The following is a 23,668-nucleotide window of genomic DNA, read 5'->3' as shown; positions in this document are numbered from 1 at the left end:
GGCTTTCGATCGCGATGCCCACAGCCAACATCACGCCCCTCAATGCATCGCGCCAAGATGCCCCAGCTTGTCCGGATTGCGCGTCACATAGATGCCGGTGATCCTGCCGTCCTCGATCGCCAGCGCCGTCGTCTGGAGCACGCCACCCAGCTCGATCGAGACGAAGCCCGGCAGCCCGTTGATCATGCCGTAGCGCACGATCTTCGACATCTCCTTGGCAAAGAAGCGCGCCAGCGAGGCATAGAGCTTCATGTTGTCGTCGACGCCGTGGATCGGACGCAGCCCCGCAGGGACCTTGCCGCCGCCGTCCGACCAGGTGGTGACGTCGTCGGCGAGCAGGCCGCGGAACGCGGTCATGTCGCCGCTGCGCGAGGCAGCGAAGAAGGCGGCGACGATCTCCATCCCCTTCTCCTTCGGCATCTCGTAGCGCGGGCGCGCGGCGCGGACATGGGTGCGCGCCCGGCTGGCGAGCTGGCGCGCGGCGGCGGGATCGCGCCCGATCGTCTCGCCCACTTCGTCGAAGCTCACGCCGAACACGTCATGGAGCAGGAAGGCGGCACGCTCGAGCGGCGACAAGCGTTCCAGCGCCATCATCAGCGGAAGCGTCACGTCCTCCACTTCGTCCTCCTCCTCGACCACGGGCTCGGGCAGCCAGGGGCCGACATAGGTCTCCCGCCGCGCCCGGGCCGACTTGAGCTGGTCGAGGCACAGCCGCGTCACCACCCGGCGCAGGAACGCCTCGGGCTCGCGGACCTGGTCGCGGTCGGTGTCGAGCCAGCGCAGGAACGCGTCCTGCACCACGTCTTCGGCGTCCGCGACCGAGCCGAGCATGCGATAGGCAATACGCGCCAGCCGCGGACGCAGCGGATCGAAGATGGCCGCTGCGTCCGCGCCGCTCACGCTGCCGCCACCATGGCCGGCTTGGCTTCGTAGAACAGCTCGAAGCCGACCGCGAGGCGGTTCCAACCGTTGATCACGTTGATCATCAGGGTAAGCTGCACCTGTTCCTCCGGGCTGAACTCGAAGGCGAATTCCTCATAGACCGCCTGCGGCGCCCGTGCCGTGGATACCAGAGTCAACGCATCGGTCCATGCCAATGCGGCGCGCTCGCGCGGCGTGAAGCAGGGCGCCTCGTGCCAGGCGCTGAGCAGATAGAGGCGCTGCTCGGTCTCGCCGGCCTTACGGGCATCGGCGGTGTGCATGTTCAGGCAGTTGGCGCAGCCGTTGATCTGCGAGGCACGGATCTTCACCAGCTCGAGCAGGCTGTGCTCGATCTTGGGGGCGATCTTGAGCGACATTTCGAGCCACACCTTCATCTCGGCGGGGGCGGCGGTGTAGAGGTCGAGGCGGCCGGTCATCATGCGTCTCCTTTTGTGTGGACGCATGCATGACGAGATGGCCGCGCGGGATGTGACATGCCGCCGTATTTTTTTCGCCAACCCGCGAAAATATCTTCTCAGGGCGTCGACCAGGCTCCGTCGGAATAGAGCCGCGTCGCCGAGCTGGCATAGGTCAGGTCGATCTCGACCGCGTTGGCGCGCGGCGTGGTGAAGATCACCGAGGTCTCGATATCCTGCTCGAACCAGACGAGCACGGTATCGATCGGCTGGAAATCGACCGTCCCGGGCACCGCCGCATAGGGCAGGACGAAAATCGGCAGCGGCTGCATGCTGCCATCGATCCAGGTGAGCCATTGGTTCAGCCCGGGATGGATCGGGCCGAACTCATTCACCATGACGAACCCCATGGGCGGTCCGCCCGGGACGGCCTCGTGCAATATCCCGTTCTGATCGAGCGTGCTCGTCTCGCCCTGGCCGATCACCACGACATTGGTCGCGGGATTGACCAGCTGGCCCTCGGCGAACTGGTTCGTCGCGAACAGCTGGAAATCCGGAATCCAGCTCAGCGTGTTGGACGGGAGAAAGTTCGGGTCCGAGCGCCAGACGACGTCATAGTCCACACCGCCCGCGGTGAGCTTCTTGGCCAGGCAGAGCGAATAGCCATCCTGGCGGAGCGCCTCGAAATCCCCGGTGGCGATCTCGATCGTGACGCTCTTCTGGCCCGCAACGGCTTCCACGCAGAATTCGGACATCGCCCCTCCCCTTCCGGCCCGGAATATCATGCCGGGCGCGGAGGGCGTGGGGCTTTTCGGTCCGTATCGGTGCCGGCGGCTATTTCCCCTCGGCCGGTGCCGCGAACGGATCGGTGACGTTCGGCTGGGTCGGGATCGGCAGGCGCGGCAGCGGCTTGTCGGCATTGGCGGCGTCGAGCAGGAATGCCGCCAGGATGATCGCCGCCTGGCGCATGTCCGTCGCCTTCAGGTGATCGAAGGTGTCGAGCTGGGTGTGGTGCACCCGGGTCTCGTAGTCGAGCGGATCCTGGATGAACTGGAAGGCCGGGATGCCGACCGCCTGCATGAACTGGTGGTCGGTGCCCTCGGTCTTCTGGATCGCCACAGTCGAGGCGCCCATCGAGGCGAAGGGCGCGAGCCATTCGCGGAAGATCGGCACCGCTGCCATGTTGTTCTCGGCATAGATGCCGCGGATCTTCCCCGAGCCATTGTCGAGGTTGAAATAGGCGCTCAGCTCCTTGTGCCCCGGCAGCGGGGTGATCGGGAAGCGCGTCGCCCAGCTATAGTAGAATTCGTCCGCGCTCGGCACATGATCCCAGGCCGGGCGCTTGGCGAGATGCTGTTCGATGTACGCAATAGAGCCGTAAAGGCTCTGTTCCTCGCCGGCCCACAGCGCAAACCGTATCGTCCGCTTCGGCCTGATCCCGCTCGCGGCGATGATCCGCGCCGCTTCCATCACCACGGCGCTGCCCGCACCATTGTCGGCGGCGCCGTCGCCCGCCACCCAGCTGTCGAGATGCGCGCCGGCCATGACATAGCCGGCCTTGGGGTCGCGGCCCTTGATGTCGGCGAGGATGTTGTAGGCCTTGGTATCGCTGTCGTTGAAATGGACGTTGGAATCGATCTCGAGCGTCGGCGCCTTGCCGGTCCAGGCGAGACGGACGAGGCGGCGATAATCCTCGGCCGCCATCTCGATGCCGGGCACCTTGGGCGTCTCGCCGATATGGTGGAGATAGCCCTCGCCATGGATCAGCTTGCCGTCGCTGCGCGAGCGCGTGACGTAAGCGACCGCGCCTTCCTCGGCGAGGAACTTGGCCAGCTGGCCTTCGAACTTGGCGCGGCTCAGCGACTGGTCGAGCTTGCCAGGATCCCAGCTCGGTTCCTCATAGACGTCGAGCTTGGCGAGGTCCTCGTCGCTCAGCCGCTGGAACGGCGCTTCCTTGGGCTCGGAACCGGTGCCGGGCGCGGAGGTAAGCACGATCTTGCCGGCGAGCTTGCCCTTCCACTGGGCAAAGTCGCCGGGGCTGCGCAGCGGCGCGACGATCACCGGAGCGGTGACCGGACCATTGGTCGCCGGCGTCCAGGCGATCGGGATGGCGGTGAGCTGGACCGGACGCGGCGCGACCATGCGGACGCTCGACTTCTCGATCCACCAGCCGCGGCCGAAATCGAAGCCTTCCTTATGGACATCGGTGAGGCCCCAGCCCCTGAACTTCTCCTGCGTCCACTTCTCCGCCTCGCGCATCGCCGGCGAGTTGGTCATGCGCGGGCCGATCACGTCGGCGAGATATTCGGCGGTGGTCATCACCTCCGAATGATTGGTGCCCTGATCGACCAGGACGGCGACGGTGGCCGGATCGACGGATTGAGCGGTGGCCGGCGCCGCGATCAGCAGGGCGGCGGTGGCGAGGAGGAAAGTGCGCATGGGGCTCCGCAGAAATGCGAGGGGGATGCGCGACGCTATTGGCCGCGCATCCCCCGTGCAAGTCTGTGGTGCCTTTAGCCCCGGCCGATCAGCCGCTGGGCGATACGGTCGGCGACTTCGCTCTCTGGGTCACCGGTGCGGGCGCTCTCGTCCCACACTTCGATGAGGCGATCGGGGATCTTGTCCACGCGCGCCTGCACCTCGGCCATGTTGCCCTGGCCCAGATATTCCAAGCCGACATTGATGATGCCGCCCGCGTTGATCACGTAGTCGGGGGCGTAGAGGATGCCGCGGTCGTGGAGGCGGTGGCCGTCCTGGCGGGTGGCGAGCTGGTTGTTCGCGCCGCCGGCGACCACCGTGGTCTTCAGCGCCGCGATCGACTGTTCGGTGAAGATCGCACCCAGCGCATTGGGGCTCAGCACGTCGGTCTCGATCCCGAGGATCTCGGCGGCATCAACTGCCTCGCCGCCCAGTTCCGCCGCAAGGGCCTTGGCGCGCTCGGCATTGACGTCGGCCAGCACCAGCTTCGCACCATCCGCCGCGAGCAGGCGCGCGACACCGCCACCGACCGAACCGACGCCCTGGATGGCGACGCGGACGTCCTTCATCGAATCGGCACCCAGGCCGCGCTTCGCCGCTGCCTTGAGGCCGAGATAGACCCCGCGCGCCGTGACCGGGCCGGGATCACCGCCGGCGCCGCCGGCCGCGACCGGCAGGCCCGAGACATGGCGGGTCTGGGTCGCGACGACCTTCATCCGCTCCTCGGACATGCCGACATCCTCGGCCGTGACGTACTTGCCGCCGAGCGATTCGACCGCACGGCCGAACGCCTCGAGCTGCGCGGTGGTGACGGTCGCGCCCGGCTGGCTCGCCAGGATCACGCCCTTGCCGCCGCCGAGTGGCAGGTTGGCCATCGCGTTCTTGTAGCTCATGCCCCGTGACAGGCGCAGCGCGTCAGTGATCGCGGCGCGATGGTCGGCATAGTGCCAGAAGCGCACGCCGCCGGCCGCCGGGCCGAGCTTGGACGAATGGACTGCGATGATTGCGCTCAGCCCCGATTCGCGGTCGCTGAACAGATGGACGCCTTCATGGTCGTCGAAATCGGGGAAACCCCAGTCGGTGATCACGCGCTACATTCCTGCGGGATAGTGCCACACGTCTGTGGGCCGCGTGCGGTCACAAGGGGAAGAAATGGGGCGGATGACGGGACTTGAACCCGCGACCCTCGGTACCACAAACCGATGCTCTAACCAACTGAGCTACAACCGCCGTGAAGAAGGCGCGCTTAGCCGGGGCCGAAGCGAAGCGCAAGATAATTACCCCACATATTTCGGGTTTATCCGCGGGAAATTCGCACGGCCTCTTCCGGGGTGGTCACACCCTCCCGCACCAGCGCCCGCGCGGCCGATCCGAGATTGGGTGCGCGCAGGAAGGCGTGGCGGGCCAGGATCGCCTCATCGCCGCCGTCGTTGATCAGCCGGCGGATCGCGCCATCGGCGACGATCGCCTCGAACACGCCGGTCCTGCCGGTGAAGCCAGTGCCCTCGCAACTCTCGCAGCCCATCGCCTCGAAGACGATCGCACCCGAATCGAAACCGAGCAGCGCCGAGACCGAGCCCTGCGCCTGCACCGGGCGGCGACAATCGGAACAGAGCCGGCGGACTTGCCGCTGGGCGAGCACCGCCGCGACGGTGGACGCGAGGCGGAATGGCTCGACCCGCCAGTCGCGCATCCGCCGGATCGCGGAGACGGCATCGGGCGCGTCGATCGAGGCCAGCACCAGATGCCCGCTCTCCGCCGCCTCGGCCGCTGCTGCGGCGGCCTCACGGCCGTCCAGCCCGTCGAGCGCAATGATGTCGGGATCCTGCTCCAGCGCGGCGCGAATCGCGGCGGCGCCGGCTATTCCCTCGATCCTGGTCGCGCCCTCCACCGGTGGCGTGCCGATCGTCACGATATGGCGCGGCGAGCCGGAGAAATGCCGGAGCAACGCCGCGATAGTCGTGCTGCGACCGGAGCCGGGCCCACCGGCGACGAGCACGAGGCCACCGCGGCGCAGTGCCGGCAGCAGCGCATCGACCATCGCGCGGCTCATCCCGATCGCTTCGAGAGCATGCTCGCGCTGCTCGCCGCCATCGATGCGCAGCACGATCCGTTCACTCTCTCCCTGGGTCAGGATCGCGGCGCCGACCAGAGCGCTGAATTCCGAGATCAGCGAGGGATCGGCGTGATAATGGCGCGGCTCGGTAAGCTGGCCGGCGATCCGCATGCGCACGATCATCGCTGCAGGCGCGGTCTCGATATGGATATGCGAAGCGCGGCGGCGGCGAGCCTCGGCGATCAGCGCCTCTGCCGGCGAATCGCTCCGGGCGCCGGCAAAGAACAGCGGCTGCGGAGTTTCCGCCACCAGTGCCAGCGCTTCGGCTTCCATTTCCATAGGGGTCCCCTTTGCGGAGCGCCCTTCGCTAGGCAGGTCGTGTGACACCGCGCTTGCGATTTTGTGACTGTTTCGCGTCATGCTGGCGCGCTCGCGTGGCTTTTGGCAGAAAGCCGCCATGCAGAATGCCGCCTCCCCGCTCCTCAATCTGGGCTCGGGCCATCCGTCCGAGCCGGTCGTCGATCACATCATGCGCTGGCCCGGCGTGCAGCGCGTGCCGCATCCCAAGATCCAGATGTTCATCGCCAAGAACTTCCTCGAGCCCGAGCTCTGCCAGCTGCTGATGATCAAGATCGATGCGGAGCGCCGTCCCTCGACGATCGCCGACGCCAATGACGACTATGCCTTCCGCACCAGCGAGACCTGCGACTTCAGTTCGCAGGATCCGGTGGCGACCGAGCTGAAGCGGCGGATGACGGCGTTCACCGGGCTCGACCCGACGCATGGCGAGCCGATGCAGGGCCAGCGCTACGAGATCGGCCAGGAGTTCAAGGCGCACACCGACTATTTCGAGCCGCAGGGCCGCGACTATGACAAATATTGCGCGGTCGCGGGGCAGCGCACCTGGACGGTGATGCTCTACCTCAACGAAGTCGAAGCCGGCGGCGCGACGCGGTTCAAGGCCGTCGACAAGATCATCCAGCCCGAAACCGGCAAGGTAGTAGCCTGGAACAACCTCCGCCCCGACGGCACGCCCAACCCCTCGACCATCCACCACGCCATGAAGGTCCGTGCGGGGCTGAAATACGTCGTCACGCAATGGTATCGCGAGAGGACCTGGGGCTGGTGAGTTCTTAGTCCCGACGACACGAAAAAGGAGCGGCACCGCCAGGCGGGCCGCTCCCTTTTCAGTTCCGGACGCTCGCGATCAGAAGGTGGTCGAGAGCGAGAAGTTGAACGTCGGGCCCACCGAATAATTGTTGTAGATCACGGTGTTCTTGCCCAGCGTCTGGGTTTCCTTGTGCTTCCGGTTGGTGATGTTGCGCGCCTCGAGCTTCAGGTCGAGCTGGCGGCCCATCACGTTCACGCCCTGACGCAGCACGAAGTCCAGGTTGAGGCCCGGATATTCGTACACGTCCGGCTGGCCGCTGTTCGCTAGGCCGCGGCTCGTCACGCGCTTGCTGGCATAGGAAAGGATCAAGGTCTGCTGCGAGAGCGAGGCCTTGTCTTCCATGCCGAACTGGAAGTTGACGAGGTGATCCGACTGGCCCGTGAGCGGCGAACCGTCCTGGAAATAGTCGGTCGCCAGCGTCGACGACGCTGCGAACATGCGGGTCTGGTCGCCCGGCTGCACCTTCAGCTTCGACTTGGTGTAGGTGTAGTTGGCGATCGCGATCAGGTGCCGATCCGCGAAGAAGTTCGAGCCCGACCAGTTGGAGAGCGGGAACTTCTTCACCGCTTCGAGCTCGGCACCATACAGGTCGGCACGCGGCGCGTTGGCGAAGCTGGTGACGAAGTCACTGCCGGTGATGAAGGTCTCGATCGGGTTCTTGATCCGCTTGTAGAAGCCCGCGACCGTCAGGCGCTGCTCCGGCGCGAAATACCATTCGTAGCGCGCTTCGGCGTTCACCAGCGTGCTGTCCTGGAGCAGCGGGTTGCCGCGATACTGGCGGTTGCTGTCCGGGTCGAAATAGAATTGGTAGATCAGCTCGCGGAACTGCGGGCGGGCGATCGTCTTCGACGAGCTGAGGCGAACCTGCATGTCCGGGCGGAACTGCCAGGTCAGCGTGGCGGCCGGCAGCCAGTAGCTGTTGTCGAGGTTGGTCGCCGCGGTGCTGCCGGTCGGGGTGTTGAACACCTGGAGCGGAACCACCGTCTCGGTCGCCGTCTCGTAGCGGACGCCGAAGTCGAGCGAGAGCTCGGGCGACACCTGCCAGTTCACCTTGCCGTAGCCGGCATGGTTCTCCAGCTCGGCGCGGAACGCCGGGGCGCCCTCGTTCGTGTCGATCAGTGCGATGTTGTAGTAATCGATGATCGCCGAGCCGAGCAGCAGGTCCGGGCGCAGCATGCCGACCGCGGTCGGGAAGCTGCTCGGCGCCGTGAACTGGAAGTCGCGGCGCGAGCTGTCGCGCTTGGTCTTGAGGTACGAATAGCCCGCCGTCAGCGCCAGATCGGTGATCGGCTTGAAGGTGAGGTCCGCGCCGCCCGAATACAGGTCTTCGTTCAGGTCCGAATAGCTGATGTGCGCATCGCCATTGTTGCCGTTGTTGAGGCGATTGACGAAATAGGCGCCATAGAGGTCCGACGCGACGTTGGTGCGGACATATTCCAGCGTCAGCTCGCTCGGGGCCTTGCGCTTCGAGTTCGCATAGCTGGCGCGAAGGTCGAGGCTCCATTCGGGGCTGAACTTGAACTCGCCGACCAGCTGGGTGTTGACCAGCTGGCGCTCGTACCAGGCGGTATCCTGCTGCATGACGTCGGTGACGGCGTTGTTGTTGGTCTTGCCGAGGCCGAGACGCGCACGCTTCAGCGTGTCGTGGATGTAGAGGTTGGTCCAGCGGATCTTGTTGTCGCCGAATTCGAGGCCGAGGCCGAGTAGGCCGTTGGTGACGATACGGTTGTCGGTGGAGACCCGGCGGAAATCATTCTCCAGCGTCGAGATATCGCTGTTCAGCGAGGTCTGCTGGATCGCGTCGCGCGTCGTCCACTTGTTGCTGTAGCCGCCCGTCGCGATCACACCGAGCGTGACGTCGTCGCTGACCGGGAAGGAGGCACCGCCCGAGATCGTCGCCGACCAGTTCGGGCCGATGCGCGACTGGCGCTGGACCAGCGCGTTCTTGGCATTGACCAGCTGGCCCGCGATCGCCTGGGTATCGATGTTGCCCGAGCTGATCTTCTCGCCGCTGGCGAAGAAGGCCGCGAGCGCCGGGGGCAGATCGCGCGAGCCGTCGTCATAGCCGGTCCAGTCATGACCGCCGCCGGCATAGACATAGCCGACATGGCCGGTGGTCACGAGATTGGCACCGACACCGCCGCTGACCGTGAGGAAGCTTTCCTTCGGCACCGAATTGGTCGTCAGGTTGATGACGCCGCCGCCGAACTCGCCGGGGAAGTTGGTCGAATAGCTCTTCTGGACCAGCGAGGACGAGACCACGTTGGTCGGGAAGATGTCGAGCGGCACGACGCGCTTGAGCGGCTCGGGGCTGGGCAGCGGCGAGCCGTTGAGCAGCGCGAGCGAATAGCGATCGCCGAGGCCGCGGACATAGACATAGCCGTTGCCGACCACGCTGAGGCCGGTGACCCGGCCAAGGGCGCCGGCGATGTCGCCTTCGCCGGTGCGGGCGATATCGGCGCTCGACAGCACCGAGACCACCTGCGGGGTGTCACGCGCGACGTTGACGCGGCGACCGGTCACCACGATGGCGTCGCCGCCCGGAACCGAAACGTCCGGAGCCTGCTCTTCCTGAGGTGCAGCCTGGTCCTGGGCGGGAGCCGGCGCGTCGGACTGGCCGCCGGAAGTGTCCGGCGTCGAAGGCGTGGTCTGCGCCCAGACAAGGGAAGGCGCAACGAGCGCCGAAGTGAAAAGGAACAGGCTGGCAAGCCGGAGCGGCTTCGTCATGGTAACCCCCAATGCAAATCCTGAAAGGGCGGAGCGTTGCCCGTGGCCACGCCCCGCCCAGTCTCAGATCGGGCTGGCCTCAGTTCGTCGGGAGCGACGAGCAGCGGCGGTTGGCATTCGTCGTGTCGTCGAAGGCCGCATAGCCGGAGTTGCAGGTCCAGACCTTGTACCAGTTGTCGTTCGCGTCCTTGACCGCGCCGGCATAGGTCGTCGTGTCGAAGAAGCCGGTGGCGTCCACCGTCTTCGGATCGATCGCGGCGACAGCCGTCTCGTTGGCGCCGTTGATGAACAGGCTGGTCAGCGACGGCGTGAACGCGTCGTTGTTGCCGTTCGCACCGGTGCCGAAGAAGGTCTGGACCTGGCCAGCGGTGTAGCTGCCGGTGCCGAGATACTTGGTGGCGTTGCACTGCATCGCGACCGCACGAGCGATCAGGGTAGCCGCATTGGCGCCGCCCGAACCGTTCATGCGCAGGCACTCGTTGGCCGGGCTGATCACCAGGCCGTTGACGAGGGTCAGATCAGCGTTGCCGCGCAGCAGGATCGAGGCCTGGTCATTGGCTTCGTTGTTGGCGCTGGTCTGCGGCTGGACCGCCGTGAAGTTGGCGACGCGGGTCACCTGACGCGGCGTGTCGGCTTCGTTGTTGTTGCTGTCGACTTCCATCAGGGCGTCGCCCTGACCCGGACGCTGCAGCAGCAGGACGTACTGGAAGAAGCCCTGCAGGCCGGTGTCGATGTCGAGGCTGTCGTCATCGGCGCCGGTGGCGATGTAGTGCTTGAACTTGACGGTGCCGCCGAAGAACTCCGCGCCGTCGTCCGAGCTGTTGTGGCTCTGGACCGAATCCAGCGTGGTGCCGCTGCCGGTGCCTTCGGTGGTCAGGCCCTGAAGCTCGACGTTCGCACCGAGCACATAACCCGAATAGCGGATCTGCGTGTACTTGATGCTGCCGGCATTGTAGGTGTCGTCGGTGCCGCCAAAGGTGGCCGGGCCGGTGCCCGAGGCGCCCTCGGTCTCACGCTCGCAGGTGCCGGCCGCAGTGGTGCCGGTGTTGCAGTCGGTGATCTTGGCGCGGCCCATCAGCACCACACCGCCCCACTGGCCGATCGAGGTGTCGTCGGCGAGACCGAGCAGGTTGTCGCGGCTGGTGAAGATGATCGGCGCGGTGGCGGTGCCGTTGGCGGCGATCTTGTTGCCGCGGTTGACCGCGAGCCACGAGGTGCCGGTGCCACCGAACAGGATCACGCCCGGCGCGATGGTCAGCGTCACGTTGGTGTCGGCGGACAGCTGGCCGGCGCCGTTCAGGGTGAAGCCGTTCGCGGCAGTGCAGCCCACGGTCGAGCTGGCGCGCGGCGCGGCGCCGGTCGGCGCGGTGAAGCCGCCGTCGCAGCCGACGTTCACGCGGTCCTTGAGCTGATAGACCAGGCCGGCGATCTTCGGCAGCGTCACGCTGGCCGAGATGATCGACGGCAGGGTGCAGACGCGCCATTCGCCGGTCGGGCCCTTGATGGTGCCGTCGTTGGTCAGGCCCTTCGGATCGGCGATCGTCGGGCAGCCCGTGGCCGGGGTCACCAGCGCCGTGGTCGGCGTCGGGGTCGGCGACGGCGTCGGAGCCGGCGGGTTGTTGATGATGACGTTGCCGCCGGTGCCCGGCGAGGCGATGTCGTTCGCGCCATCGCAGGCCGCCAGGGCGCCACATGCAATGGTAGTCATCATGATAAGGCTGACGCGTTTGAAGCTGGCCATAGGATCTCCGTTCCGGCGGACGCCGGGTTGCACGAATTCGAAATACGGTGCGGGATCGACTCGGCTTACCCCCGTCGGCCGCAAGGGCGCGCTAGGGACGCATTGTTACTCGTCGGCGCGGAATCGAAGACGTTTCAGAGACAGTCACATGACTCGATTGTGACATCCGGGGCGGAATGCCCCGAAACGGTTCACGGTTTGGTGAGGATGTTGCCCGATTGCATCACGAGCCGGACATTTTCGAGCGCGGACAGATCCTTGAGCGGATCGCCCGCGACCGCGACGAGATCGGCGATTTGGCCCGGCGCGATGCTGCCGATGCGATCCGACATGCCGAGGATCGCCGCATTGCCCGCCGTCGCCGTCCACAAGGCAGCGTCCGGCGCCATGCCCCAGGTCCCCATCAATTCGATCTCGCGCGCATTGGCGCCGTGCGCGAACACCCCGGTGTCGCCGCCGGCACACATCGTGACGCCCGACTTCAATGCCGCGGCATAGCTCGCCCGCTTGGCACGGATCGCCTCGGGTTCGGGCGCCGCGCCGTTCCAGCCGCCATAGCGGGTGATCGCGTCGGTGGCAGCGAGCGTGGGGCAGAAGGCGACATCATGCGCCTTCATCAGCGCGAAGACTTCGCCCGTCGCGTCATTGCCATGCTCGATCGTGTCGGCACCGGCCAGGATCGCCCGGCGCATCCCCTCGGGCGTGCTGGCATGGACCGCGACCCTGCGCCCGGCATCATGCGCCGCGGCCACGCCGGCCTTCAGCTCGTCGAGGCTGAAGGTCGCCCGGCTCGGCTCGCCCGGACCCCAGCGATAATCGGCGTAGAATTTCACCCAGTCCGCGCCGTGCGCGATCTGGCGGCGCACGGCGGCGACGATCCCCTCTCCGCTCACTTCCTCGGCCCCCTGGGGCACGTCGAACGCATAACCCTTGGGGCCATAGGCACCGGTGGCGACCAGCGCGCGGCTGGCGATGAGCAGGCGCGGCCCCGGCACGATGCCCTGCTGGATCGCAGTCTTGAGCCCGGCGTCGGCATCCCCCGCCCCTTCGGTGCCGAGATCGCGGACGGTGGTGAAGCCGGCGAGCAGCGTCGCGCGCGCATGCGCGACCGCGCGGGCGGTACGGAGCGCCAGCGGCTCCTTCATCACCTGATCGTTCCAGCTGGTCTCGTTGTACGGGTGGAGGAAGAGATGGACATGGAGGTCGATCAGCCCGGGCAGCAGCGTGGTGCCGGGCAGCGCCAGCGTATCGGCGCCGGCGGGCGCGGCGACATCCGGGCCGACCGCGACGATCCTGCCGTCGGCGACGAGCACCTTCCAGCCGGGATGGACGGCGCGATCGGTCGCAGTGAAGACGCGGTCCGGCACGAGCAGCACCGGCGCCTTCTGCGCCAGCGCGGTGCCGGGAAGGAGAAACGCGGCAAGGGCGATGAAGGCGCGGAGCTTTGTCATGCAGCAAGACTGACAAAGCGAAGGCGCCGACGCCACCCCTACCTTCATCCCGCCCCCTACCGTCATCCCGACGAAAGTCGGGATCTCGTGCGGCTCTTTTCCCGCCATCGCCTGAGATCCCGGCTTCCGCCGGGATAACGGCTAACTCGTCGAGATGACGATGTTGTCAGTACATCGCCGTCATCGCCACGCCGGCCGTGATCACCAGCACGCCGATTATCTGCTTCACGCTCAACTTCTCGCGGAACAGCCGGTGGCCGGCCGCGGCGGCGATCGGCATCTCGATCACGCCCAGCGCGCGCACGGCCGCGGCGGGGGCAAGGTTGAGCGCGAGGAACCAGCCCGAGGAAGCCAGCGCCCCGAACAGCCCTGCCCCCAGCGACTGGCGCCAGCCCTTCGCCACCGCGACCAGCGCCGCACGGTCGCGCACGGCAAGGTAGAGCCCCAGTCCGGCGGACTGCACCGCCTGGACGATCGCGACGCAGGCCATCGCCGAGAAGACCGGATGATGCGGCTCGAGCCGCAGCCCGGCATGGCGGAAGGCGTTGAGCGCGAAGCCGAACAGCAGGCCGGAAAGGACGCCATAGGTGACGCCCAGCACCGGATGATGCGCGCCTTCGATCCTCTTCGGCCAGACCAGCAGGGCGAGCCCGAGGGTGGTCACCGCCACGCCCGTCCAGCCGAGCACCGAGAGATTGTCGCCGAACACGACCAGGCCGACGGTGGCGGCGAGCGGCACCGAGCTTTGCTGGAGCGCCGTGCCCACCGCGAAGCCGGCATGATGCATGGCGAGCAGCAGCGCCGCCGTCGCCAGCACCTGCGCCACCGCGCCGGTGAGTGCCGGCCACCAGAACGCCCAGCCGAACTGCGGATCGAGATGCGGGCTGAGCGCAAAGGCGATCGCGGTGAAGACGATCGAGAAAGGCAGGCCGAACAGGAAGCGCACCAAAGTGGCGCCCCAGGGGCCGGTGTTGGACATCATGCCCCGCTGCAGCGCGTTGCGCCCCACCTGGAACCCCGCCGCCGCCACCGTCGCCACTGCCCAAAGCACGCCGTTTACTCCCACCGCATTGATTCGCGGGCCATAACCGCTTCCGTCATCCCCGCGAAGGCTGAGATGACGATGATGGAACAAGGGCTCAGGAAAGGAGCCATCAATCCAGCTAATGGCTCTTCCGAGAAATGGTGGTTTGTGCGGGGCCGACCGGATCGACCATTCCACCCGGGCAGCAACCAAGGAACCCCGGATGAAGTCGATCCACCTCGCCGCCCTCGCCCTGCTCACCAGTGCCGCCACGGCGCAGCAGGACGATCCGCTCACCCGCCCGATCGAGCCCGAGGCCGCCGCCAAGTGGATCGGCCCGCAGGCACCGATCCGGGTGTTCGGCAACAGCTATCTGGTCGGCTTCGAGGGCATGAACGTCGGGCTGATCGACAGCGGCAAGGGGCTGATCCTGATCGACGGCGCGGTGCCGCAATCGGTCCGCTCGGTCGAGGCGAACCTGCAGAAGCTCGGCTATCGCATCCAGGACGTGAAGCTGATCCTCAGCACCGAGCCGCATTTCGACCATGCCGGCGGGCTCGCCGCGCTGGTGCGCGACAGCGGCGCGACGGTGCTGGCCGGCGCCTGGTCGGTGACCGCGCTGAAGCAGGGGATGAGCACGCCGGACGATCCCCAGGCGGCCTGGCTGGTCCCCTTCCCCGCCGTCTCGCGCCTGCGCGCGGTGAAGGATGGCGAGGTGATCCGGCTCGGCAATGTCGCGGTCACCGCACGGGCGACGCCCGGGCATACGCCGGGCAGCATGAGCTGGACCTGGCGGAGCTGCGAGGGGCGGGTGTGCCGTACGATGGTGTTCGCCTCGAGCCTCAATCCGGTGGCGGCGAACGGCTATCGCTTCACCCGGCATCCGGAGGCGGTGGCGAGCTTCCGCTCGACCCAGGCCAGGGTGCGCGCCATGCCCTGCGACATCCTGTTCAGCGCGCATCCCGACAATTCGGGCGGCCCGGAGAAATATGCGCGCTTCACCAAGGGCGTGCGGCCGAACCCCTATGTCGATCCGGGCGCCTGCCGGGCCTATGCCGATCGGTCGGCGACGGCGCTGGCGAAGCGGCTGGCGGACGAGAAGGCGGGCAAGGCGAAGTAGGTCGCGCTGACATTCTATCCCTTCTTTCCCCGGCGAAGGCCGGGGCCCAGACTTGAAAGTGGCGCGCCCTGGCGCGTCTTCGCCGCGCACTGCTTAGTCTGGGCCCCGGCCTGCGCCGGGGAAAGGCGCATTTCGAGTTTCAGGCTGAATGTCGATATGACCTAACCTTCGCGAGCGGCAGCGCGGAACAGCGCGGCCGAGAGCAGCCAGGGCAAGGTAAAGGCCACGATCAGCGGCGCGGTGCGCGGCTCCTGGGCGAGCGCGGGGAGGATGGTGGCGGCCTGCGCCGCCGCCGTCGCCAGCATCGCCCAGGCCATGCCGGCCGGGCGGAAGCGGGCGACCAGGCTGCCGAGCGCCGCCACGGCCAGCACCCCGGCAAAGACCAGGTTGATCGGATTGTCCTCGTCGCCGATCATCCCGACGGCGAGGTTGACCCAGACAGTGAGGAAGGCGGTGAGCAGCGCCACCGCCGCGCCGGCGCGATAGGCGGTGCTCTGGTGCGTGCGGACGGCGAGCTCGAAGGTCAGGCCGACGCCGCCGATCAGCGCGCCGGCGACGAGGAAATCTAGTGGCCCCCAGACGACTTCGCGGGTGAACTGCATCGCGACCGCCGGCAGCAGCAGCAGTCCCGCCGCCACGCTCCACGCCGCGATCCGCAGCCGGTTGCCGGTGTGCGGGTGGTTCATCGTCTGCGCTGCCATGCCTGCCTCCCTTTGTTGACGTTCAAGCTGTGCGCTTCCGCGGCGGAAAGCGCCAACCAGCTTTCGGAGGAAAGCCTGTGCAGAGGCTGTGCAGGCGCGGCACGAAAAAGCCCGCCGGCGCTTCCACCGGCGGGCTCGTTCAACTCGAGAGGATCAGCTCACCAGATGCGGACGCGCTTGTCCGGCGCGACATATTGCTTCTGGTCCGGCGTGATCTTCCAGGCCGCATACCAGGCATCGACATTGCGCAGCGGGTTGATCGCGCGGATCTGGCCCGGCGAGTGCGGATCGCCGACCAGCTGCTGGCGCAGCGCCTCGGTGCGGAACAGCGTGCGCCACACCTGGCCCCAGCCGAGGAAGAAGCGCTGGTCGCCGGTATAGCCGTCGATCACCTTGGCCTTCTTGCCCTTCAGCGACTGGTGATAGGCGTCGAGCGAGATCAGCACGCCGCCGAGATCGCCGATATTCTCGCCCATCGAGGCGCGGCCGTTGATGTGGACGCCGGGCAGGCCCTCAAAGGTATAGGCCTCATACTGGGCGCCGAGGATCGAGGCCTGAGCCTCGAACTTGGCCGCGTCCTCCGCCGTCCACCAGTCGCGCAGCACGCCGTTGCCGTCGGACTTGCGGCCCTGGTCGTCGAAGCCGTGGCTGATCTCGTGGCCGATCACGCCGCCGATGCCGCCATAGTTGACCGCGTCATCGGCCTGGGGATCGAAGAAGGGCGGCTGCAGGATCGCGGCCGGGAAGACGATCTCGTTCTTCACCGAGTTATAGTAGGCGTTCACCGTCTGCGGCGTCATGCCCCACTCGGCCTTGTCGACCTGCCCGCCCAGCCGGTTGCGGCGATAGTCCCATTCGAAGCGGCCGGCGCGCTCGGCATTGCCGACCAGATCGCCCGCCTTGACCTCGAGCGCCGAATAATCGCGCCACTTGTCGGGATAGCCGATCTTGACGGTGAAGCCCTTGAGCTTGGCCTGGGCCTGCTCCTTCGTCGCCGGGCTCATCCAGGCGAGGCCGTTGATCCGGCCCGCAAGCGCGACGCGCAGGTTGCTGACCAGCGTGTCCATCTTTGCCTTGGAAGCCGGCGGGAAATAGAGCGCGACATAGTCGCGGCCCACACCCTCGCCGACGCCGCGCTCGGTGAACGCCACCGCGCGCTTCCAGCGGTCGCGCTGCTGCGGCTGGCCGTTCATGAACTTCGAGCGGAACTCGAACTGCGCATCGACGAAGCGCTTCGACAGCAAAGGCGCGATATCATCGGCGGTGCGGAAGGCCTGCCAGGCCTTGAGCGTGTCGAGATCGGTATCGGCGAAGACCTTGGCGAGCAGCGGGATCGCGCTGTTCTGCGCGACGATCACCCGATCCGCCCTGGTGAGTCCGGCCGCCGCCCAGAAGCTGTCCCAGCCGAAGCCCGGCGCCGATGCCTTGAGCTCGGCGACGCTGGTCGGGTTGTAGGTCTTGTCGCGGTCGCGGCTCTGCGCGCGGGTCCAGTGCGCCTTGGCGATCTGGGTCTCCATCGCGACCACCTTGGCCGCCGCCGCATCGGCATCCGCCCAGCCCGCCATGCCGAGCAGCTGCGCGACATATTGCTGGTAGCGTGCGACCTGCGGCGCGAACTTGGCATCGAGATAGAGGTCGCGGTCGCCGAGACCCAGGCCCGACTGGCGAAGGTACAGGGCATAGACGTCCGGGTTCTTGGCATCGTCGTTCACACCGATACCGAAGAAGCTACCGCCGAAGCCGCCGGTCGAGGCACCCATCAGCTTCGCCAGGTCGTCCTTGCTCGCCGCAGCCTTGACCGGCGCCAGCCGCTCGGCGAGCGGCTGGGCGTCGAGCTTCTCGGCCGTCGCCTCGTCCATGAAGCCATTGTACAGGATCGCCGCCTTCATCCGGTCCGGATGCGCGGTGTCGGTGGCGCTATAGCCCGAGATCAGGCTGCGCATGCGCACTTCGGACAGGTCGCGCAGCACGGCAAAGGCGCCGAAGGACGAGCGATCGGCGGGGATCGTCGTGCGATCGACCCAGGCGCCGTTGACGAACCGGTACCAGTCGTCGCCCGGCTTCACGCTCTTGTCCATGCCGGTGAGGTCGAAGCCCCAGGCGCCGTAGCGGGTTGCGCCGGCATCAGCGGTGGCACCCGCGGCGACAGGCGCGGCGGACTGCTGGCTGAAACCGATGGCAGGCACCGCGAGCACGGCCATGGCCGAGGCGAGCAGCAGAATCTTCTTCAATGGAGGTCCCCCGAAATTGAGACGTTAGGCGCGTCTGGGAACAGACTGTCATGCTGTCGGGGACCGCGCAACATCCTTGCGCGAGCCGCTATCCTTCGTTCACCTGCTGATAGGTAATCCGCACGCCGGCCTCTTCCTCGCGCCGGAGGAAGATGCGCGTGCCCGATGCGTAGCGAATGCGGAGACGGTCCGGACCGAGCCATTGGATCTCCGCCCAGGGCCCGCCCCAATCGCCCGCCCTTGCTGCACCATGATCGTCGTCCGCGATGAAGGCATTGCCCTTGCCGTTGGGTAACTCGCCGGGCCGAAGAATCGAGACCTGGGTCGTGAAGCCGGTTGTCGCGCCGCAGTCCCGCTGGAACATCACCGCGCTCATGGCGCCACCCGGCGCATCGGCCCTGGAGGCGACGTAATTCCCACAGCCATCGCCACAGGCGGCAAGCGGCACGGACAGCGCAATCGTCATGGCGAGCCTGCGAAATACCATGTGCTTCTCCCTTCGCGGGCAAGGCATGCCGCGGACAGGTGCAGGCGTGATGCAGAGGGCGTCCGCATTCGGTCTCGCCAAACCAAAAAAGCCCGCCGGATCACCGACGGGCTTTGAAATGGTGGGCGCGGTAGGGATTGAACCTACGACCCCACCCGTGTGAAGGGTGTGCTCTACCACTGAGCTACGCGCCCATTGGCCAGGTCCGAAAACCCTCGGCGGCCGAAATGGGAAGCGGGCCTTTAGGCGGCGCAGCCCCAGCTGTCCAGCCCCAAAACCCGCATTTGTGCGGTCTTAGTTGACCGCGTCCTTGAGGCCCTTGCCCGCCTTGAACTTCGGCTGGTTCGACGCCTTGATGGTCATCGGCTCGCGGGTGCGCGGGTTGCGGCCCGTCGATGCCTTGCGCTTGCTGACCGAGAAGGTGCCAAAGCCGACCAGGCGAACTTCGTCGCCCTTCTTGAGCGCCGTCTGGATGGCATCGAACACGGCTTCCACAGCCTTGCTCGCATCGCCCTTCCCGAGGCCCGAGGTATCGGCGACCTGTCCGATAAGCTCTTGCTTGTTCATTTTGTGACGTTCCCCCTCATGAATTACGCAGAAATACGCGAGTCGCGGCGGCAGGCCGAGCGATCACGTCAGCACGCCGCCGCTGGGGCTGTCAAAACGTTTCGGCCCGCTTTTCCCTCCAAATGACGAAAAGGTTACGGTGTCCGAACGGTCAGGCCTAACCTGGATCAGTGGTGCACGGCGTCTCCAATGCCGGCCGTGCCGACCGTCGGCTGGGCCGCCAGCTCGTCCGCCTCGCTCCAGTCGATCGACACGAGCGGCTCGGTGAGCGCCAGGCGCAGCACCTCGTCGACATGCTTGACCGGCACGATCTCGAGACCGTCGCGGATGTTCTGCGGAATCTCGGCGAGGTCCTTCTGGTTCTCCTCCGGAATCAGCACCGTCTTGATACCACCACGGAGCGCCGCGAGCAGCTTCTCCTTGAGCCCGCCGATCGGCAGCACGCGGCCACGCAGCGTGACTTCGCCGGTCATCGCGATGTCCTTGCGGACCGAGACGCCGGTCAACGTCGAGACGATCGCCGTCACCAAGCCGATGCCCGCCGACGGACCGTCCTTGGGCACCGCGCCCTCCGGCAGGTGGACATGGATGTCCTTGCGCTGGAGCAGGCTCGGCTTGATGCCATAGGCGGGGCTGCGCGCCTTGACGAAGCTGAACGCGGCCTCGACCGATTCCTTCATCACGTCGCCCAGCTTGCCGGTCGTCTTGATCATGCCCTTGCCGGGCACGGTGACGCTCTCGATGGTCAGCAGCTCGCCCCCCACCTCGGTCCAGGCCAGGCCGGTGACCGCGCCGATCTGGTTCTCTTCCTCGCCAAGGCCGTGGCGATACTTCTGCACCCCGGCGAACTCGTGGAGGTTCTCGGGCGTGATCGTCACGCTCTCGGCCTTGCCTTCCAGGATTTTGCGCAGCGCCTTGCGGGCGAGCTTGGCGATCTCGCGCTCCAGGGTGCGCACGCCCGCCTCGCGGGTGTACTGCTGGATCAGCTTGCGCAGCCCTTCCTGGGTGAGGACGAACTCGCCCTCCTTCAGGCCGTGCGCCTCGATCTGCTTCTCGATCAGGTGCCGCTCGGCGATCTCGACCTTCTCGTCCTCGGTATAGCCCTCGAGCCGGATGATCTCCATGCGGTCGAGCAGCGGCTGCGGCAGGTTCAGCGAGTTCGCGGTGCAGACGAACATCACGTCCGAGAGATCGATGTCGATCTCCAGATAGTGATCGTTGAACTTGTTGTTCTGCTCCGGGTCGAGCACCTCGAGCAGCGCCGAGGCGGGATCACCGCGGAAGTCCTGGCCGAGCTTGTCGATCTCGTCGAGCAGGAACAGCGGGTTCGAGGTGCCGGCCTTCTTGAGGTTCGACACGATCTTGCCCGGCAGCGAGCCGATATAGGTGCGGCGGTGGCCGCGAATCTCGGCCTCGTCGCGCACGCCGCCCAGCGACTGGCGGATGAACTCGCGGCCGGTCGCCTTGGCGATGCTCTTGCCCAGCGAAGTCTTGCCGACGCCCGGCGGGCCGACGAGGCACAGGATCGGCCCCTTCAGCTTGTTGGTGCGCGCCTGGACCGCGAGATACTCGACGATCCGGTCCTTGACCTTCTCGAGCGCGTAATGATCCTCGTCGAGCACGCCCTGCGCCTCGGCGATGTCCTTCTTGAGCTTCGACTTCTTGCCCCAGGGCAGGCCCAGCAGCACGTCGAGATAGTTGCGCACCACCGTCGCCTCGGCGCTCATCGGCGCCATGGTCTTGAGCTTCTTGAGCTCCGACTGGGCCTTGGTGCGCGCTTCCTTCGACAGCTTGAGCGTGGCGATCTTCTGGGTCAGCTCGGCGACTTCGTCGCCATCGCCTTCCTCGCCCTCATTGCCCAGCTCGCGCTGGATCGCCTTGAGCTGCTCGTTGAGGTAATATTCGCGCTGCGTCTTCTCCATCTGACGCTTCACGCGGCTGCGGATCTTCTTCTCGACCTGCAGCACGCCGAGCTCGCCCTCCATGAAGGCGAACACCATCTCGAGGCGCTTCATCGGATTGGTCTCGACGAGCAGCGACTGCTTCTCGGCGACCTTGACGGCTATGTTGGCGGCAACCGCATCGGCGAGGCGCGAGGCGTCCTCGAGCTCGGCGAGCTGGACGGCGGTCTCGGCCGGCAGCTTGCGGTTGAGCTTGGCGTAATTCTCGAACTGATCGACGACCGAGCGCATCAGCGCCTGGATCTCGGTGCCTTCGACGGCATCGTCATCGATCGGCTTGACGCTCGCGGTGAGGAAGGCGCCGCCCTCCTCCATAGTGACCAGCGCACCGCGCTCCTTGCCGGCGACGAGCACGCGGACGGTGCCGTCGGGCAGCTTGAGCAGCTGAAGGACTTCGGCGGAGACGCCGGTATCGTACAGGTCTTCGCGGCCGGGATCGTCCTCGGCAGGATCGAGCTGCGCGACCAGGAAGATCTCCTTGTCGTCGGCCATGGCGGCCTCGAGCGCGGCAACCGACTTGTCGCGGCCGACGAACAGCGGCACGATCATGTGCGGGAAGACGACGATGTCCCGAAGGGGAAGAACGGGGTAGGACTGCTTCATGAATACTCCTGAGCCCGCACAGGGCTCCTCTCCTCCATTATATGGGGGTCGCGGAGCCCGCATCAATCTGCGAACGCTCTTAGGCTGTGGAGTGTTGCTTGCCGTAGCGGCAGGGGCAAGCATTTTTCCGTCTGGAACGGACAAGCGCGCGCCCAATGCGGCATGATCAGGCCCCCGAAATCGCTCCTGATTCGATCGGGCCATTGCCGGGCCCGTTCCGTTTCCGCATCACTCTCGACAAGTATACCGTGATTCCCGCCTGAAGGAGGCTCCCATCCGCACGTCCCTGCTCCTCGCCGCCTCGGCCCTGGCGCTCGCCGCTCTTCCCGCCACCGCGCAGACGGTAAAGCCCGGCGAGCCGCCGATCACGCCGACCACGCAGGAATCGGGCGGCCCGATCAGCCCCGAGCGCGCCGCGCTCCATCTCGACCATGCAGACCTGGCGATCGAGGTGTTCCCGGCGACCCAGCGCATCGCCGGCGTGGCGACGCTGACGATCACCAGCGCGATCGCCCAGAAGGTCCTGCAGATCGATCTCGACCGGAACCTGCCGGTCACCGCGGTGAGCATCGACGGCAAGGCGCTCACGCCGCAGGAATGGGCCAATCCCGAAGGCCGGCTGATGATCACCCTGCCCCGCCCGCTCAAGGCCGGCGGCAAGGCGGAGGTGAAGATCAGCTATGGCGGCACGCCGCATGTCGCGGTGCGGGCGCCCTGGGACGACGGCATGGTCTGGGCAAAGACGCCGGGGACCGACCGCCAGCCCTGGATCGCCACCACTGCCGAAGGCTATGGCTGCGACCTGTTCTGGCCCTGCCTCGACTTCCCGCGCGGCGAGCCGGACACGGTCGACATGCACATCACCGTGCCCAAGGACCTGAAGGTCGCCGGCAACGGCAAGCTGATCGGCACCGATACGCTTGCCGATGGCCGCACCACCTGGAACTGGCGCACGCGCAGCCCGAACCCCTATTCGGTCACCCTCCAGATCGCGCCCTACAAGCTGATCGAGGCGGACTATAAGAGCCGCTTCGGCAACATGATCCCGATGCAATATTGGTATCTGCCGGGCCGCGACGAAAAGGCGAAGAAACTGTTCGCCGAGTTCGCGCCGACGCTCGACTTCTACGAGAGCCTGATCGGCCCCTATCCGTTCGGCGACGAGAAGGTGGGCGTGGCCGAGACGCCGCACCTCGGCATGGAGCACCAGACGATCAATGCGTATGGCAACAATTACAAGCAATACCCCTCGGGCTTCGACGAGATCTTCCAGCACGAGCTCGGCCATGAGTGGTTCGGCAACCAGATGTCGGCGGGCAACTGGGACGATTACTGGCTGCACGAAGGCTTCGCCCAGTACATGCAGCCGCTCTACGGTCGCTGGCGCGAGGGCGAGGCGCGCTATGCGATCATGATGGACGAGTTCCGGCTCCAGATCACCAATCACGCCCCGATCGTCTCGGGCCAGATTCGCACCGAGGAACAGGTCTATGAGGAGGAGAATGGCGGGCCGGGCCAGGACATCTACGTCAAGGGCGCCTGGATCCTCCACACGCTGCGCAATTTGATCGGCGACGAGAAGTTCTTCGAGGCCACCCGCCTGCTCGTCTATGGCCGGACCGATCCGAAGCCGGGCAACTTCACCCCGCGCTTCGCCGCCACGCCCGAGTTCATCGCCGATGTGAACAAGGTGACCGGCAAGGACCTGCAATGGTTCTTCGACGTCTATCTTTACCAGGCGCCGCTGCCCGAGCTGGTAGAGACGCGCCAAGGCGACGCGCTGGTGCTGCGCTGGAAGGTGCCGAACGACAAGCCCTTCCCGCTGCCGGTGGAGGTCTCGATCGATGGCAAGGTGCAGAAGATCGAGATGCCGGGCGGCACCGCGACGTTGAAGGTGCCGGCCGACGCGCATGTGATCGTCGATCCGGACTCGCGGATCCTCAAATATTCGGCGGCCGTCGAGGCCTTTCAGCGCTACGCGTACCGGCGATAGGGCAAGGCCCCTTCTCCCTC

18 protein-coding genes and 2 tRNA genes are annotated in these 23,668 nt (G+C 66.5%); 3 read left to right on the top strand and 17 right to left on the bottom strand.

The features are described 5' to 3' along the window. Positions 1–39: 39 nt before the first annotated feature. From J2W22_RS12625 to J2W22_RS12595, 7 genes are all read right to left on the bottom strand, one after another. Positions 40–900, bottom strand: a complete 861-nt coding sequence (locus J2W22_RS12625; RefSeq protein ID WP_307118600.1) for a sigma-70 family RNA polymerase sigma factor — start codon at positions 898–900, stop codon at positions 40–42. Continuing rightward, a complete protein-coding gene (locus J2W22_RS12620; RefSeq protein WP_307118599.1) occupies positions 897–1,358 on the bottom strand; it encodes a carboxymuconolactone decarboxylase family protein in 462 nt (153 codons plus the stop codon). The genes J2W22_RS12625 and J2W22_RS12620 overlap by 4 nt, the downstream gene beginning before the upstream one ends. Before the next feature lie 98 nt (positions 1,359–1,456). Continuing rightward, the gene (locus J2W22_RS12615; protein WP_307118598.1) at positions 1,457–2,092 is read right to left on the bottom strand and encodes a hypothetical protein; all 636 of its coding nucleotides are present in this window, start codon (positions 2,090–2,092) and stop codon (positions 1,457–1,459) included. Between the two features lie 79 nt (positions 2,093–2,171). Further along, positions 2,172–3,776: a M20/M25/M40 family metallo-hydrolase gene (locus J2W22_RS12610; RefSeq protein ID WP_307118597.1), complete on the bottom strand. Its 1,605-nt coding sequence runs from the start codon at positions 3,774–3,776 to the stop codon at positions 2,172–2,174. A gap of 74 nt (positions 3,777–3,850) precedes the next feature. Then, positions 3,851–4,903, bottom strand: a complete 1,053-nt coding sequence (locus J2W22_RS12605; protein WP_307118596.1) for a Leu/Phe/Val dehydrogenase — start codon at positions 4,901–4,903, stop codon at positions 3,851–3,853. Positions 4,904–4,968: 65 nt separating this feature from the next. Next, positions 4,969–5,045 (bottom strand) — tRNA-His (locus tag J2W22_RS12600). Positions 5,046–5,112: 67 nt separating this feature from the next. Next, a complete protein-coding gene (locus J2W22_RS12595; RefSeq protein WP_307118595.1) occupies positions 5,113–6,210 on the bottom strand; it encodes a GspE/PulE family protein in 1,098 nt (365 codons plus the stop codon). A 118-nt stretch (positions 6,211–6,328) separates the two neighbouring features. Here J2W22_RS12595 and J2W22_RS12590 point away from each other — a divergent pair, with 118 nt between their 5' ends. Beyond that, positions 6,329–7,000 (top strand): prolyl hydroxylase family protein, encoded by a 672-nt coding sequence (locus J2W22_RS12590; RefSeq protein ID WP_307118594.1) that lies wholly within the window; start codon positions 6,329–6,331, stop codon positions 6,998–7,000. 78 nt (positions 7,001–7,078) lie between these two features. Here the strand turns inward: J2W22_RS12590 and J2W22_RS12585 are convergent, their stop codons facing one another. From J2W22_RS12585 to J2W22_RS12570, 4 genes are all read right to left on the bottom strand, one after another. Then, positions 7,079–9,769, bottom strand: coding sequence for a TonB-dependent receptor domain-containing protein (locus J2W22_RS12585; RefSeq protein ID WP_307118593.1), 2,691 nt, complete (start codon positions 9,767–9,769; stop codon positions 7,079–7,081). A 79-nt stretch (positions 9,770–9,848) separates the two neighbouring features. Further along, on the bottom strand, positions 9,849–11,510 hold the full coding sequence (locus J2W22_RS12580; RefSeq protein ID WP_307118592.1) for a hypothetical protein: 1,662 nt from the start codon (positions 11,508–11,510) through the stop codon (positions 9,849–9,851). A 191-nt stretch (positions 11,511–11,701) separates the two neighbouring features. Next, positions 11,702–12,961: a metal-dependent hydrolase family protein gene (locus tag J2W22_RS12575; protein WP_307118591.1), complete on the bottom strand. Its 1,260-nt coding sequence runs from the start codon at positions 12,959–12,961 to the stop codon at positions 11,702–11,704. A gap of 166 nt (positions 12,962–13,127) precedes the next feature. Next, positions 13,128–14,012: an EamA family transporter gene (locus tag J2W22_RS12570; RefSeq protein ID WP_307118590.1), complete on the bottom strand. Its 885-nt coding sequence runs from the start codon at positions 14,010–14,012 to the stop codon at positions 13,128–13,130. Between the two features lie 196 nt (positions 14,013–14,208). Between J2W22_RS12570 and bla the strand changes: the two genes are divergently transcribed. After that, on the top strand, positions 14,209–15,105 hold the full coding sequence (bla, locus tag J2W22_RS12565) for a subclass B3 metallo-beta-lactamase (protein ID WP_307118589.1): 897 nt from the start codon (positions 14,209–14,211) through the stop codon (positions 15,103–15,105). A gap of 161 nt (positions 15,106–15,266) precedes the next feature. Here bla and J2W22_RS12560 read toward each other — a convergent pair whose 3' ends face one another. The 6 genes from J2W22_RS12560 to lon form a co-directional block, all read right to left on the bottom strand. Next, positions 15,267–15,806, bottom strand: a complete 540-nt coding sequence (locus J2W22_RS12560; protein WP_307118588.1) for a hypothetical protein — start codon at positions 15,804–15,806, stop codon at positions 15,267–15,269. A gap of 158 nt (positions 15,807–15,964) precedes the next feature. Next, positions 15,965–18,037, bottom strand: coding sequence for a M13 family metallopeptidase (locus J2W22_RS12555; RefSeq protein WP_444875417.1), 2,073 nt, complete (start codon positions 18,035–18,037; stop codon positions 15,965–15,967). A gap of 88 nt (positions 18,038–18,125) precedes the next feature. Further along, entirely contained in the window at positions 18,126–18,503 is a 378-nt protein-coding gene (locus J2W22_RS12550) for a hypothetical protein (RefSeq protein WP_307118587.1), read from the bottom strand. A 140-nt stretch (positions 18,504–18,643) separates the two neighbouring features. Continuing rightward, positions 18,644–18,718: transfer RNA gene (locus J2W22_RS12545), tRNA-Val, on the bottom strand. A 100-nt stretch (positions 18,719–18,818) separates the two neighbouring features. Continuing rightward, entirely contained in the window at positions 18,819–19,091 is a 273-nt protein-coding gene (locus J2W22_RS12540) for an HU family DNA-binding protein (RefSeq protein ID WP_307118586.1), read from the bottom strand. Between the two features lie 167 nt (positions 19,092–19,258). Next, on the bottom strand, positions 19,259–21,655 hold the full coding sequence (gene lon, locus J2W22_RS12535; RefSeq protein WP_307118585.1) for an endopeptidase La: 2,397 nt from the start codon (positions 21,653–21,655) through the stop codon (positions 19,259–19,261). Between the two features lie 274 nt (positions 21,656–21,929). Between lon and J2W22_RS12530 the strand changes: the two genes are divergently transcribed. After that, positions 21,930–23,648, top strand: a complete 1,719-nt coding sequence (locus J2W22_RS12530) for a M1 family metallopeptidase (RefSeq protein ID WP_373422989.1) — start codon at positions 21,930–21,932, stop codon at positions 23,646–23,648. Positions 23,649–23,668: the final 20 nt, after the last annotated feature.

The organism is Sphingomonas kyeonggiensis (genome assembly GCF_030812785.1).
Taxonomy (GTDB): domain Bacteria; phylum Pseudomonadota; class Alphaproteobacteria; order Sphingomonadales; family Sphingomonadaceae; genus Sphingomonas; species Sphingomonas kyeonggiensis_B.
Note: the sequence above shows the minus strand (reverse complement) of the source record. Positions and strands in the feature narration are given on the sequence as shown.